We start from the raw sequence: 13678 nt of genomic DNA, 5'->3' as shown, positions 1-13678 counted from the left end.
ACCGCGCCTCATGCACCCCAGGCGATGAAGGCGCCATTGAGGAAGCCCTGTTCGGTCTTGCCGTAGCGGAAGGGCGCGCCGGCCGGTGTTTCCACCCGTCCGCCGGCGGCTTCCAGCACCGCCTGGCCGGCCGCCGTGTCCCATTCCATGGTGGGGCCGAAGCGCGGATAGACATCGGCCTCCCCCTGCGCCAGCAGGCAGAACTTGATGGAGGACCCGATCGAGCGATGCTCCCCGATCGGCAGCCCGGCCAGGAAGGCGGTGGTTTCCGCATCCATGTGGGACCGGCTGGCCACCGCGGTCCAATCCGCCGCGGGGCGGGGCCGCGCCCGGATGGGCCGCCATTCCGCGCGTGACGGATCATCCCCCACCGCCAGCCGCGCGGCCTGCGCGCCCTGGCCACGGATGCCGCGCCAGGCCATGCCGAGGGCGGGCGCATAGACCACGCCGCAGGCCGGAACCCCATCCTCGATCAGGGCGATGTTCACGGTGAATTCGCCGGAGGGGCCCAGGAATTCGCGCGTGCCGTCCAGCGGATCGACCAGGATGAAGGGCGCGCCGGCGCGCAGCGCCACATGCAGCGCATCCTCCTCCGACACCACGGGGATGCCAGGGGCGGCGCGGGGCAGGCCGGCGGCGATCACGGCATCGGCGGCCAGGTCCGCCTCCGTCAGCGGCGATCCGTCGGATTTGGAGGCGACGCCGTAGCTGCGCGAACGCACCTCCACCACCCGCTCTCCCGCTTCGGCGGAGAGGGCGGTGAAGCGGGCGAGCAGCGCGTGCAATTCATTCATCGGCGCGTGGTATCCTCGCGGGTATCCTTGGGGGCATCCTGGGGACCGGGGCGCATCTTGCCGGTCGCGGTCCGGTCGTGTGATAGCAAGTTTGTAGCCGGCCCGCGGCCCCTGGGGAAACCCGGGCCTGCGCAGAAGGGCATGGCCTGGCGCGGAAAGGGAAGCACGGCCGCGATGGATGCCCGACTGACCGCTGACCCGTCCCTGGCCGGTGGGCCGCATGCGAGGGCGACGCGCGGCCTGCTGCGGTTCCTGACCTGCGGTTCCGTCGATGACGGCAAGTCCACCCTGATCGGCCGGCTGCTCTATGACAGCCGCCTCATCATGGACGACACGCTGGCCACCATCGCGAAGGACAGCCGCAAGCACGGCACGGTGGGGGAGGAGATCGACCTCGCGCTTCTGGTGGACGGGCTGGAGGCGGAGCGCCAGCAGGGCATCACCATCGATGTCGCCTACCGCTTCTTCGCCACCCCCGCCCGCAGCTTCATCGTCGCCGACACGCCGGGGCATGAACAATACACGCGCAACATGGCGACGGGCGCGTCCAACTCCGACCTCGCCATCATTCTCTGCGATGCGCGGAAGGGCGTGCTGACGCAGACGAGGCGCCATTCCACCATCGTCTCCCTGCTCGGCATCCGCCACGTCGTGCTGGCGGTGAACAAGATCGACCTGGTGGAGTTCGACCAGGCGGTCTTCGACCGGATCGTGGCGGAATACACCGCCTTCGCCGCCGGCATGGGCTTCCGCACGCTGGTCGCCATCCCGCTTTCCGCCCGGTTCGGGGACAACGTCACCGTCCGGTCCCCGCGCATGCCCTGGTATGAAGGCCCGACGCTGGTCGAGCATCTGGAGGCGGTGGACGCGGATACCGACGCCGCCAGCCGGCCCTTCCGCTTCCCCGTGCAATGGGTGAACCGGCCCAACCAGGATTTCCGCGGCTTCGCCGGCACCATCGCCTCCGGCCGCGTGGCGGTGGGGGATGCGGTGGTGGTCGCGGCATCCGGCCGGGCCAGCAAGGTCGCGCGCATCCTCGGCCCCGATGCGGACCAGGCGGTGGCGGAGGCCGGGGAGGCAGTGACGATCTGCCTGGTGGATGAGGTGGATGTCGCCCGCGGCGACGTGCTCGCGGGCCCGCAGGACCGCCCCGCCATCACCGACCAGTTCGCCGCCCACCTGCTATGGATGGATGAGGATGCGATGCTGCCGGGCCGGCAGTACCTGATGCGCATCGGCAACCTCTGGACGCCGGTTTCCGTCACCAGCATCCGCCACCGCGTCGATGTGAACACGCAGAAGCAGCTGCCCGCGCGGCGGCTCGACCTGAACGAGATCGGCTTCTGCAATCTCTCCGCCGCGCAACGCGTGCCGATGGACCCCTATGCGGAGAACCGGCAGACCGGCGCCTTCGTGCTGGTGGACCGCTTCACCAACCGCACGGCCGGCGCGGGGATGGTGGCCTTCAGCCTGCGCCGCGCCACCAACATCCACCAGGAGGAATTCCTGGTGGACAAGGCCGCCCGCGCGGCGCTGGACCGGCAGACCCCCCTGGTGCTGTGGTTCACCGGCCTGTCGGGTTCCGGCAAATCCACCATCGCCAAGCTGGTGGAACAGGCGCTGCACCGTGAAGGCCGGCACACCTACACGCTGGATGGCGACAACCTCCGCCACGGCCTGAACCGGGATCTCGGCTTCACCGATGCCGACCGGGTGGAGAACATCCGCCGGGTGGGAGAGGTCGCGAAGCTCTTCGTCGATGCGGGGCTGGTCGTGCTCTGCTCCTTCATCTCTCCCTTCCGGGCCGAACGGCGGATGGTGCGGGAATTGATGGGGCCGGGCGAGTTCATCGAGGTCTTCGTCGACACCCCGATCGAGGAATGTGTCCGCCGCGACCCCAAGGGCCTCTATGCCAAGGCGATGGCCGGCACGATCAAGAACTTCACCGGCGTCAGCAGCCCCTATGAGCCGCCGGAGACGCCGGAGTTGCGGCTGCCGACCGTCGGGCTGACGCCGGAACAGGCGGCCGAGGCGGTGCTGGCGCATCTCCGCCGGATACTCCCACGTTGACCCGGCGGTGGCCGAAGCGGTAGGGGGCATGGAAATGGCGACGAGTGGCTTGAATTGAGACTGCACGACCCCTCGGCGTCGCACCCTTCCGGAAGCGTCCGGCCATGCTGATGCAGGCCCTGTTTGACGGAAGGATCGACGACTACCTGCGGGATGCGGCCGTCGGCGTTGACCCCTGCATCCTGGTGCACATCCCGAAGACGGCGGGCACGTCGCTGCGTGCGGAACTGGCGGCGCTGCTGCCGCCCGACGTGAACATCGTGGTGGACTACACCGACACCAGCCGCAGCTTCCACGCCAGGATGGACGACGCGGTGGACCGATTCATGGCGGAGGCCGGGCCAGCCGGCATCCGCTTCGCATCCGGCCACATCCTGGCCCGCCATGTCGCGCGGCTGCAGGCCTGCTTCGCCGATGCCCGCTTCGTGACCATGCTGCGCAACCCCGTGGACCGCGTGGTGTCGGACTACCGCCACCAGCGATCCAGGCGCCACCCGGTCCACGAGGCCTTCATCGCCCGCTTCCCGACGCTGGAGGATTACGTCGACTTCGCGCCGGAGCAGAACAAGATGGCCCAGCATCTGGTGCCGGAGCCCATCCTGGGCGGGGGGCGCGCCCCCGCCTGCATCGCCCATGTCATGCGCGCCTACGCCTTCGTCGGTATCCAGGAGATGTACGAAATCTCCTTCCGTACCCTGACCGCACTTGCCGGGCGGCAGGGCGGCCCCAGGATCCGCGCCAACGTCAATGACGATGACGAGGATGAGCGCCGCGTCACCACCGCCATGGCGCAGCGGATCCGAGAGGCGAACCGCCTCGACCTCGCGCTCTATGATCATTTCCACGGGCGCCTCGCCGGTGTCGCGCCGCGCCTGGCGGAAGCGCTGGCGGATCGATGACGGCGCTGCCCCTTCTGCTGGCGGGCCGGTTCGACGAATGGCTGGCGGCCGCCGCGCTGCCGCCACCGCCGCTCTGGCTGTTCGTGCATGTGCCGAAGACGGCCGGCAGCAGCCTGGCGGCGGAGGTCGCGATCTCCCTCAACCCCTTCCGCAGCCTGCACATCGATCACCTCGACCGGGCCAAGCCGGCGCTGGAACGCTATGATGCGGCGGTGGAACAGGCGCTGGCGGCCCATGCCGAAACGCCCTTCCGCTTCGCCTCCGGCCATGTGCAGCAGCGCCATGTCGCGCGGCTGGTGGCGGGGATCCCCGGGACCAGGCTGTTCAGCATGCTGCGCGAACCCGCCGCGCGGCTGGTCAGCGACTACCTCTACCAGCGATCACCCATGCATCCGCTGGCGGAGGAGGTGCGCCGCCGCATCCCCGATTTCGAGGCCTTCCTGGACCTGGCCGGCCCGCGCAACCGCGCTGCGCGCCACCTGGTGCCGGCGGAAATCGTCGAGGCCGGCGACATCGCGGCGGCGATCGCCCATGTCGATGCCAGCTACGCCTTCATCGGCGTGCAGGAACGCTATGCCCTTTCCTTCCGCGCGCTCTGCGCCCTGCTGGGTGTGCCGCATCGTGCGCCGACCGCGCGTATGCGGGTGAACAGCGCCGCGGCGGCGGAGCGGGCGGAAATCGCGGCGCGCCTGTCGGACCCCGCGCTGGCGGCGCGGATCGCGGCCGCCAATGCGATGGACATCGCGCTCTACCGGCATGTCGCGGGGCGCTGGGATGCCATCGCCGGGCCGCTGGAGGCCTGGCTGGACCAACGCTGAGGGGGCGGGCCGCCCGCCCCCGTCAGCCTCGCCCTCGCCCTGCTTCAGCCTCGCAAGGCCTCCGCCACCGCGGCCGCCAGGCGCTGCGCGCGCTCCGTCCAGGCATCCTGGTCCTCCGTCGGCAGGCTGGCCGTGGCGGCGGCGCGGGCGGCGAGGGCTGGCAGCACCTCCAGCACCGCCGCGACCAGGGCGCGGTCATGCGGGGTGGCGAGTTGCGACAGCGCCTCGGCCGGCGCCGCATGTTCCAGGCGCCAGAGCGGGCCGAAATTGTCCACCTGCGCGCCCGGCCAGCGGTCAAACATCTGCGGCCAGCCCTTCATGGACCGGAATTCAAGGCCGACGGTCCCGCGCCGGTCGAACAGCTTCGTCCGCACCTGCCGCCAGAGACCCGCCGGCGCCACCAGGCCGGTAATCGCCAGGTCCAGGTGGCGGTAGGTGCCTTCCTTGTTGATGAGGTGCTGGTTCAGCTTGAGGTCCCGCCACGCCGTCGAGGTCGGCGCATCCTGCGCGTAGGCGATGGGCGCGGTGGGTGGCGCGGCCGTTGCCGGCAGGGGCGGTGACGCGGTCACCGGGATGGCGGTGACGGCTGGTTCCTCTGCCACGGCGGCGGGAAGCGGCGGCTGCGGCGCTGTCACCCGGAAGGCGCTGCCCCGCGACGGCACCAGGCCACCGAAGGGCGCCGGCGCGTCCGGGCCGGGACGAGCGGGGGCGCCCCCCGGAAGCATGACGCGCGATGGCGCCGGGCCGCTCGGCGCCGGCGGCGCGGTTCCCGCGAGGAGCTGTGCCGGCGGGGGCGCGACCGGGGACGCGACCGGGGGGGCGCCCAGGGATGAGCCCACGGGCGCGGCGGTCTTGACAGGCAAGGGCGGGATCGCGGCGATCCGGATCGCCGCCGCAGCCGGCTGCGGCGGCGGCGCGGCCGGGTCTATCCGCGGCGCAGGCGGGGGGGTCACGCGCGGCACAACGATCGGCGCCGCGGGGGGGGGCGCGGCGGGGGGAGGCGCCACGGGCACCGGTCGCGGGGCTGCGACTGGCAGGGGCGGCGGCGCCACCGGTTCGGCGATCGGTTCGGCCACTGGGGTAGGCCGGGGCTGGGGCGGCTCGGCCACCGGCATTGCGGGCGACGCCAAGGGAAGCGGCGCCTCGGGTTCACGCCGCGGCACGCCGGCGGCACCCGTCGCCAGGGCCAGCCGCGCGACCTCGATGCTCGCTGCTGGGCCGGCATTGCGGATCACCAGGCGCAGCGCGATGGCGCCGGAGGGTGTGGCGGGGAGCGGCAGCGCCACTCGCAGCCGGCCCTCCGCATCCGCTCGGCGCCAGCCGCTGTGGCGCGGATTGTCGGTGGCTTCCGCGGGGGCGGCCAGCAGGGCGACCTCGACCTGCGCCGCATCGCCCAGGCGCAGCGACGCTTCCAGCATGGCCAGGTCGGCCGGCCCGGCCGGCAGCGGTGGCAGGGACAGGCGCGCTTCGGCGCCCGGGGCGATTGCCAGCAGCAGGCGCGGCGACTCCGGCCCCAGCGCGATGCGGTCCGCCGTCGCGCCCTGCAGCGTCGCGGCGGCCCAGGCGCCTTCGGGCAGTGCCAGCATCACGCCGGGGGCGGGGGCGGGCAGGTCCCGCATCGCCCAGTCGAAGTGGCGCGGCGCGCGCAGATGGCCGGGTTCCGCCGTTTCCACCCGCAGCGCCAGCGGCGCGCCGGCATCGGGCCCGCCGGAGGCAATCCGCACCCGGTCACCCGCGGCGGCATCCAGCGCGATCTCCAGATGCGCCTCCCCGCCACCGGCGGGGGCGGGTTCCGGCAGTTCCAGGGCCAGCCATCCCGGCACCAGATCACGCCCGGGCACGGTCCAGGCGCCGATGATCCGGCCTCCGGCCACCAGGCGGATTCGGAGCAGGGATGCGGCCTCGCTCGCCGGCACGGCCAGGTACAGCGCCACGCAGCAAAGGCTCTCAGCCCCGCGGCCCAGCGGCTGCATGGCGCGCGGCGGCGGCGCAGGACCGGTGGGGACGGGGGCGAGGTCGATCACACGGCGCGGCGCCGCCACGGGCTGGGCGGCCAGGCGGCGTTGCAGCGCGCCACGCAGGGCCTCGGCCTCCGTCAGTGCCGCCACCAGCCTTGCGATCAGCGCGGGCAGCAGGCCGGTGGCGGGCAGGGCCGGGATGCCCGGCGGCAGGCCGGCGGCAAGGGCCACGGCGCTCGCCGCATCGCCTGCCACGCTGGCCAGCGGGCGAAGGCCCGGCGGCAGGGGCAGGGCCGGCCCGGGCGGACCATCGGCCTGGCGCAGCACCCCATCCACGGGCCGGAGCACGGTGATGGGAAGGCTGCCGGCGCCCTCCAGCCCGAGCCTCTCCACATTGGGCGCGGCGACGATCATCGGCGTGCCGGCGGCCAGCGCGGCCAGTTCCGCGGCGCCGATCAGGAAGGCGGTCATGCGGCATTCTCCGGGTAGGGGAGGGGTTCGGCCCAGGGCCGGTCGGTCTGTGACGGGGGCGCCAGGGCGGCGGCCAGGCGCAGCTGCCCCATCCAGGCCGGGACGGCGCGTGGCCAGCTTCGTCGCCCGGCTTCGGCGGCCGCGCGGGCGGCCATGGCGGCGGCGCCGGCGGGATCGGCGAGCAGCGCTTGCACGGCCTCCGCCAGCCCGGCCGCATCGGCACTGGCGGCGATGCGGGCCAGGCGGGGGGCGTCCGGGCCCAGCCCCTCCACCGCCGCTGCCGAGGCCACGACCGGGCAGAAGCGCGCGGCGGCTTCCAGGAAGACCAGCGGCGCGCCTTCCAGGCGGGATGGCAGCACCAGCGCATCAGCGGCGAGGTACCAGTCGGCGGGGTCGGGGACCTGGCCGATCAGCCGCAGCAGCCCGCGCGGATCGGCCCGCGCTTCCGCCTCCAGGTGCCCGCGCAGCAACCCGTCACCCAGCACCGCCAAAGGCAGGTTCAGCCGGTCCGTCAGCGCCGGCAGCAGGTCGGCACCTTTCGCTTCCTCCAGCCGTCCGACGAAGAGGATCAGCGGCTGGCCGTCACCCAGCCCCAGCAGGGCGCGCAGCGTGGCGCGCGCGGCGCCCCGCCCCGCGCGGCTCACGGCCGGGGCGGGGTTGTCGATCAGCGCGATGCGCCCCGGGGGCAGGCCGAAGCAGGCGGCACCGCGCCGGGCGACCGGGGCGGAGACGGCGGCCCAGGCGGCGCCGGCGGCATCCAGCGCCGGCAAGGCCGCCGCGATGGCGGGCGGGGGCGGACCCTCCGCCGCCAGGTGCAGGGCCACCAGCCGCGGCACGCCGCGCGCCGCCACGGCCCGCATGAGGCCAAGCCCCGCATCCGGCCAGGGCAGGGGCAGCAGAACGATGTCGGGCGTCTCCGTCGCCAGCAGCGCTTCCGCGGCCGCGCGCTGGCGCTCCGTCGCGGTGCTGGGAGATTCGTCTTCATCCCAGCCAAGGTTTGCCGCCATGATTCGCGGCGTGGGCAGACCGGGCGGGAGCGCGGCGATGAGTGGCGCCAGCAGTGCGGGTTCCGCCGCCAGCGTCACCTCCAGCCCCTCCGCGCTAAGCCGCGCGGCCAGCTCCGCCGCATGGCGTTCGGTGCCACCGAAGCGGAGGGAGGGCAGCGCCAGCAACAGCCGCGTGAGGTGACGGGACGGGTTCAGCGGCATGACGCCGCGCGCACGATGCAGGGGGGTATCGGTCCGCCGGGCGCCATGCCGCGTAGGTAGCGCAAGCCGGCGCCGGATGCCACGCGATATGCGCCGGTCACGCGGGGATGGAGGCCGGCGCCAGTCGCGGCACGCCCCGCGCCAGCGCCGCCAGCGTGCCGATCGCCGGCGCCAGCGCCTGCGGGCCGAAATGCCGGCGTCCGAAGGTGAAGGCGGCTTCCGCCATCCGTGCCCGCGCCGCGCGATCCTGCACCAGCAGAGCCAGCGCGGCCACGAACTGCGCGCGATTCTCCGCCAGGGCATAGGCGGTGCCGGCGCCGCCCTGGATGCCGAACAGCGCTTCCGCCGTCAGCACGCTGGGCAGCCCGCGGGCCAGGTACTCAACTGTCTTGATCTTCAGGCCACCGCCGTAGAAGACCGGGTTCACGGCGATATCCAGCCCGTCGAGGAAGGCCTGCTGGTCCGCGACCTCCCCCAGCAGGACCACGCCGGGGCGGCCCTTCGGCATCTCCGCGCAGACGCCACCGGCCACATGCAATTCGGCGCCGAGCGGCTGGATCGCCGGCCAAACCTGGTCCAGCAGCCAGCGCAGCCCGTCGCGGTTCATCGGGCTGTCGCCGCCGATGAAGCCGATGCGGGGCTGCGCGCCGGGTGGCGATCCGCGCGCCGGCAGCAGCGCCGGCAGGGCATGGGGGGCCAGGATGACGCGGCCGGGCAGCAGCGCCTCCAGCCACCGCGCTTCCTCCGCCTGGATCGCCATCACCTGGGCGAAGCCGTCCAGGATCTTCAACTCCTCCGCCACCGGGATCTGGATGAAGTGCTCCTGTCCGAACAGGCGGAAATTCTGGGCGCGCAGCGACATGACGTCATGCGTGTCCAGCACCGTCAGCTTCGGCATCCCGCGCGCCAGGCGCATCCATGACAGGCGGAGATACTGCACCATCACGGCCTGGGGCGGGTTGCGCGCCAGATGCGCCTCCAGCGATGCCATCACCGCGCCGTCGAAGCGCGGCTTCTCGAAGGGCGTGAGCCCCCATGGCATCGCCGCCTCTCCCGCCGGGCGGGGCGTGAACAGGCGCCCGCGGCGGCCGAGCGCGCGGCGCGCTGCCTCCCGCTCCGCCCCCGGCAGGTCGCCGGTGAAGAACAGGTCGAGGTCGAATTCCTCCCGCGTCGCCTCCACCACTGCGCCGATCCGCGCCTGGTTGCCGAGGCTGCCGCGCCACCACGGCACATCCGTCAGCATCAGCAGGCGCGGCCGATCGAGGATCGAGGCCAGGCCAGCCGGGGAGGCGAGGCGCGCGCGGGCGGCCCCCACCCCCAGCGCGTAGCGGTGGAACAGGCGGGCGGAGGCCTCCGCCACCTCATCCCGGAAGGCGGCGGAGGCGAGCCAGCGGCGGGCCAGGCGCGCCACCGCGGCGGCATCGGGCGCGGCGTGGAAGACGTGCTCGGCGGGCAGGCCGGCGAAGGCGGCGGCGGTGCCGATCACGGGCCGGCCCCGGGCCAGCGCCTCCACCGTCTTGATCTTGAGGCCCGTCCCGCCCTCATGCGGGTTCACCACCAGGCCGGCCTCGGCGTAGAGCATGTCGGGGTCCGCCACGGGGCCGAGCAGTTGCAGCCCGGGCGCGGGGGCCAGGCCCTGGCAGGCGCCGCCGGCCACCACCACGCGCCCCCCGGCTGCCGCGACCTCCCCCGGTGGCAGCGCGGCCAGGAAGCGGCCGAGCGCGCGGGTGTTCAGCGGGTTGCCGCTGCCGATATAGCCGATGGAAAGCGCCTCCGCGGGCGGCGGCGGCGGCTGGTTCGACACCGGCAGGTGGCCGAGCGTCGCTGTCGCGGCGCGGGTCACGAGGGTGAAGTGGCGCCGCTCCTCCTCCTGGATCGCCAGCACCAGGTCGGCGCGGTCCAGGCCCGCGGCCTCCTCCTCCGCCGTCGTGGCAAAGAAGCGGTTCTCCAGGCCGATCGCGGCCAGCGCCTGCGCGCGGCCGGCGAAGATGTCATGGGCGTCGATCACCTTGATGGTGCGGTGGTCGAAGAAGGTCAGGGCGCGGGAGAGGAAGACGTAGTTCACCAGCACCAGGTCGAATCGCGGCTGGCGGGCGGCCAGCGCGGCGAAGGCGGCCTTCGCCTCCGGCAGGATCCAGTCGTCGATGGCCTGGAGGGGGCCGAGGCTCCGCGCCTCCCGCCCCCGGTCATGCGGCACCTCGACGAGCTCGTCCCAGGCATCCCGCATGGCGGCGAGGGCGGGGGGCGGGGGGTTTTCCCGCATCAGCAGACACAGGTGGACGGCGTGGCCGGCCGCCTTCAGGGCGGACAGCACCGCATGGATGCGGGCGCGGTTGCCGGCATCCTGCGGGTGGCTGGGGGTGGGCGAGATGGCCAGGATGCGCATGCAAGGGGGAGTCTGGGGTCCTCCGCCCTGCTTTGCCAAGGGGTTCGCGCCGGAGTTGCGTCAGGCGGGAGGGGCGCCGTGCTTGCGCGGGCGGCCGGGCTGGGGCATACCGCGCCCGCCGGTCCGGGGCTCAACCCCCGGGGCGGCAAATTCGCACGCGGTGCACCCTTCCGGCACGCCACCCTGAACAGGTGGCCTGGCGAGGGTCCGGTCCCCACCCCCTCGGTTCACGGGGCGGGGGCGGCAGCGCGGAGGCAAACCGGACCACTGGAAGCTAGAAAGGATTTCGCCGATGGCGATGCCCGACGTCACCCTGCGCGGCCTGCTCGAGGCCGGCGTCCACTTCGGACACCACACGCGCCGCTGGAACCCCAAGATGGCGCCGTACATCTTCGGCGTCCGCAACCAGGTCCACATCCTGGACCTGCAGCAGACCGTGCCGATGATGGACCGCGCGCTGCGCGCGATCCGTGATGTGGTCGCCGGCGGCGGCCGCGTGCTGCTGGTCGGCACCAAGAAGGCGGCGGCGGACTACGTGGCCGAAAGCGCCGCGCGTTGCGGCCAGTACTACGTGAACCATCGCTGGCTCGGCGGCATGCTGACCAACTGGAAGACCATCCAGGGCAGCATCAAGCGCCTGAAGCAGATGGAAGAGCAGCTCGGCGGCAACATCCAGGGCCTCACCAAGAAGGAAGTCCTGATGCTGACGCGGGACAAGGAGAAGCTGGACCGCGCGCTCGGCGGCATCAAGGACATGGGCGGCCTGCCCGACATCATCTTCGTCATCGACACGGTGAAGGAGAAGCTGGCGATCGAGGAGGCCAACAAGCTCGGCATCCCCGTCGTGGCCGTGGTCGACAGCAATGCCGATCCCTCGGGCATCGCCTTCCCGATCCCCGGCAATGACGACGCGATCCGCGCCATCCACCTGTACTGCGACAGCGTCGCCGGCGCGGTGCTGGACGGCATCTCGGCCGAGCTCGGCTCCTCCGGCGCCGACCTCGGCGCGCAGGCGGACCTGCCGATCGAGGCGCTGCCCGACGTCGCCGCCGAAGTGCTGGAGGAGGCCCCTGTGGCCGCCGCCGAGGCTGCGCCGGAACGGCCCGCAGCCTAATAAGTGCAAGGCGCCCCGGGCCGCAGGCCTGGGGCGTTTCCTGACATGCCGGGCGAACCACGCCCGGCACCCTGATGTACCCAGGCCGCCGGGCACTGACCCGATGCGGCCGTGATTCGATGAATCGGGAGCGATCGATATGGCCGAGATCACCGCGGCACTGGTGCGCGACCTGCGCGAGAAGACCGGCGCCGGCATGATGGACTGCAAGAAGGCGCTGGTCGAATCCGACGGCGACATGGAAGGCGCGATCGACTGGCTGCGGAAGAAGGGCCTGTCGGCTGCCGCGAAGAAGTCCGGCCGCGTGGCGTCCGAGGGCCTGGTGGGCGTCGCCTCCGGCCCGAACATCGCCGCGATGGTCGAGGTGAATGCCGAGACCGACTTCCTGGCGCGCAACGAGACCTTCCAGAACTTCGTCGCCGAAGTCGCGAGCCTGGCGCTGTCCGTCGGCGATGACGTGGAAGCGCTGAAGGCCGCGACCTTCCCCGGCACCTCGCACTCCACGCAGGACGAGCTGGTCAAGCTGATCGCCACGATCGGCGAGAACATGTCGATCCGCCGCGCCAAGGTGCTGCGCGTGCCGTCCGGCACCGTCGCCACCTACATCCACAACGCGGTGAAGCCGGGCCTCGGCAAGATCGGCGTGCTGGTGGCGCTGGAAGCCGCGAGCGAGATCGAGGCGCTTGAGGTGCTGGGCCGGCAGATCGGCATGCATGTCGCCGCCGCCCGTCCGGAAGCGCTCGACATCTCCAACGTCGAGGGCTCGGCCCTGGAGCGCGAGAAGGCGGTTCTGCGCGAACAGGCCTCCGGTTCCGGCAAGCCGGCCGCGATCATCGAGAAGATGATCGAGGGCCGCATCCGCAAGTACTACGAGGAAGTGGTGCTGCTGGAGCAGGTCTGGGTGCATGACGGCGAGAGCCGCGTGAAGCAGGTGGTGCAGAAGGCCGGCGGCACGCTGACGGGCTTCGCCCGCTTCCAGCTGGGCGAAGGCATCGAGAAGGCGGCGACCGACTTCGCCGCCGAAGTCGCGGCCGCCGCCAAGGGCTGACGCCCGACCCGGCGCCCCATCCCGCGACGGTTCGGGGCGCCGGAACCAGCATGCCGTGGAGCAGCATCGTATACGGTGCCTGCTCTCGGCATGGTGTGACAGGGCGGGCCAGGGGCTCGCCTTGCCGCCGCCATGATGCGCCGCCTATGGTGCGCAACCCCTCAGACGCCTGGATATTTCGCCACCCATGAGCAGACCCCCCATCTACAAGCGCGTCCTGCTCAAGGTGTCCGGCGAGGCGCTGATGGGTGAGCGCGACTACGGCCTGGACATCGGCGTGCTGCGTCGCATCGCCGAAGACGTGCGCGATGTCGTGAACCTGGGCGTGCAGGTCTGCATGGTGATCGGCGGCGGCAACATCTTCCGTGGCGTCGCCGGCGCCTCCGCCGGCATGGACCGTGCCCAGGCCGATGGCATGGGCATGCTGGCCACCGTGATGAACGCGCTGGCCATGCAGAACTGGCTGGAGAAGATGGGTGTGCCGACGCGGGTGCAATCCGCGATCTCCATGGCGAGCCTGGCGGAGCCCTTCATCCGCCGCCGCGCCATCCGGCACATGGAAAAGGGCCGGGTGGTGATCTTCGCCGCCGGCACGGGCAACCCCTTCTTCACGACCGACACCGCGGCCGCTCTCCGCGCTGCCGAGATGGGCTGCGACGCGCTGCTGAAGGGCACGCAGGTCGATGGCATCTACACCGCCGATCCGCGCAAGAACCCCAAGGCGGAACGCTACGAGCAGCTGACCTACCTTGAGGTCCTGGCGCGGGACCTGCAGGTGATGGACGCTGCCGCCATCAGCCTGGCGCGCGAGAACAAGCTGCCGATCGTCGTCTTCAACATCCACGAACCCGGTGCCTTCACCGCCGTGATGCTGGGCGACGGCAAGTTCACCACCGTGATCGATCCGTAGGG

10 protein-coding genes are annotated in these 13678 nt (G+C 72.5%); 6 read left to right on the top strand and 4 right to left on the bottom strand.

The window, feature by feature from the left end; all coding sequences use genetic code 11:
* Positions 1-8: 8 nt before the first annotated feature.
* A complete protein-coding gene (gene cysQ / locus ACTIE5_RS26115; protein ID WP_439552670.1) occupies positions 9-794 on the bottom strand; it encodes a 3'(2'),5'-bisphosphate nucleotidase CysQ in 786 nt (261 codons plus the stop codon).
* A 174-nt stretch (positions 795-968) separates the two neighbouring features.
* Between cysQ and cysN the strand changes: the two genes are divergently transcribed.
* From cysN to ACTIE5_RS26100, 3 genes are all read left to right on the top strand, one after another.
* A complete protein-coding gene (gene cysN / locus ACTIE5_RS26110; RefSeq protein ID WP_439552669.1) occupies positions 969-2864 on the top strand; it encodes a sulfate adenylyltransferase subunit CysN in 1896 nt (631 codons plus the stop codon).
* Positions 2865-2968: 104 nt separating this feature from the next.
* Complete coding sequence (locus ACTIE5_RS26105; protein WP_439552668.1) at positions 2969-3763, top strand: hypothetical protein; 795 nt, start codon at positions 2969-2971, stop codon at positions 3761-3763.
* Positions 3760-4581 carry a sulfotransferase family 2 domain-containing protein gene (locus ACTIE5_RS26100; protein WP_439552667.1) on the top strand — a complete coding sequence of 274 codons (822 nt, stop codon included), beginning with the start codon at positions 3760-3762 and terminating at the stop codon, positions 4579-4581. Before ACTIE5_RS26105 ends, ACTIE5_RS26100 begins: the two co-directional genes overlap by 4 nt.
* A 44-nt stretch (positions 4582-4625) precedes the next feature.
* Here the strand turns inward: ACTIE5_RS26100 and ACTIE5_RS26095 are convergent, their stop codons facing one another.
* The 3 genes from ACTIE5_RS26095 to ACTIE5_RS26085 form a co-directional block, all read right to left on the bottom strand.
* Complete coding sequence (locus ACTIE5_RS26095) at positions 4626-7010, bottom strand: DUF6212 domain-containing protein (protein ID WP_439552666.1); 2385 nt, start codon at positions 7008-7010, stop codon at positions 4626-4628.
* Positions 7007-8218: a glycosyltransferase gene (locus ACTIE5_RS26090; RefSeq protein WP_439552665.1), complete on the bottom strand. Its 1212-nt coding sequence runs from the start codon at positions 8216-8218 to the stop codon at positions 7007-7009. The genes ACTIE5_RS26095 and ACTIE5_RS26090 overlap by 4 nt, the downstream gene beginning before the upstream one ends.
* A 97-nt stretch (positions 8219-8315) precedes the next feature.
* Complete coding sequence (locus tag ACTIE5_RS26085; RefSeq protein WP_439552664.1) at positions 8316-10604, bottom strand: glycosyltransferase; 2289 nt, start codon at positions 10602-10604, stop codon at positions 8316-8318.
* Positions 10605-10896: 292 nt separating this feature from the next.
* On the opposite strand from ACTIE5_RS26085, the gene rpsB reads away from it, so the two are divergent.
* The 3 genes from rpsB (at position 10897) to pyrH (ending at position 13676) form a co-directional block, all read left to right on the top strand.
* Complete coding sequence (rpsB, locus tag ACTIE5_RS26080) at positions 10897-11718, top strand: 30S ribosomal protein S2 (protein ID WP_439552663.1); 822 nt, start codon at positions 10897-10899, stop codon at positions 11716-11718.
* A gap of 139 nt (positions 11719-11857) precedes the next feature.
* Positions 11858-12766 carry a translation elongation factor Ts gene (gene tsf, locus ACTIE5_RS26075; RefSeq protein WP_439552662.1) on the top strand — a complete coding sequence of 303 codons (909 nt, stop codon included), beginning with the start codon at positions 11858-11860 and terminating at the stop codon, positions 12764-12766.
* 187 nt (positions 12767-12953) lie between these two features.
* Positions 12954-13676, top strand: coding sequence for a UMP kinase (gene pyrH, locus ACTIE5_RS26070; protein ID WP_439552661.1), 723 nt, complete (start codon positions 12954-12956; stop codon positions 13674-13676).
* Positions 13677-13678: the final 2 nt, after the last annotated feature.

Origin of the sequence: Falsiroseomonas sp., from assembly GCF_051859025.1 — a bacterium.
Taxonomy (GTDB): Bacteria; Pseudomonadota; Alphaproteobacteria; order Acetobacterales; family Acetobacteraceae; genus Falsiroseomonas.
This window is presented reverse-complemented; position numbering and strand designations above follow the sequence as displayed.

Coding starts and splice junctions, on each gene's coding strand:
- ACTIE5_RS26090 (WP_439552665.1), bottom strand. CDS start 8,218: ATGCCGCTGAACCCGTCCCGTCACCTCACGCGGCTGTTGCTGGCGCTG.
- ACTIE5_RS26095 (WP_439552666.1), bottom strand. CDS start 7,010: ATGACCGCCTTCCTGATCGGCGCCGCGGAACTGGCCGCGCTGGCCGCC.
- rpsB (WP_439552663.1), top strand. CDS start 10,897: ATGGCGATGCCCGACGTCACCCTGCGCGGCCTGCTCGAGGCCGGCGTC.
- pyrH (WP_439552661.1), top strand. CDS start 12,954: ATGAGCAGACCCCCCATCTACAAGCGCGTCCTGCTCAAGGTGTCCGGC.
- ACTIE5_RS26100 (WP_439552667.1), top strand. CDS start 3,760: ATGACGGCGCTGCCCCTTCTGCTGGCGGGCCGGTTCGACGAATGGCTG.
- ACTIE5_RS26105 (WP_439552668.1), top strand. CDS start 2,969: ATGCTGATGCAGGCCCTGTTTGACGGAAGGATCGACGACTACCTGCGG.
- ACTIE5_RS26085 (WP_439552664.1), bottom strand. CDS start 10,604: ATGCGCATCCTGGCCATCTCGCCCACCCCCAGCCACCCGCAGGATGCC.
- cysQ (WP_439552670.1), bottom strand. CDS start 794: ATGAATGAATTGCACGCGCTGCTCGCCCGCTTCACCGCCCTCTCCGCC.
- tsf (WP_439552662.1), top strand. CDS start 11,858: ATGGCCGAGATCACCGCGGCACTGGTGCGCGACCTGCGCGAGAAGACC.
- cysN (WP_439552669.1), top strand. CDS start 969: ATGGATGCCCGACTGACCGCTGACCCGTCCCTGGCCGGTGGGCCGCAT.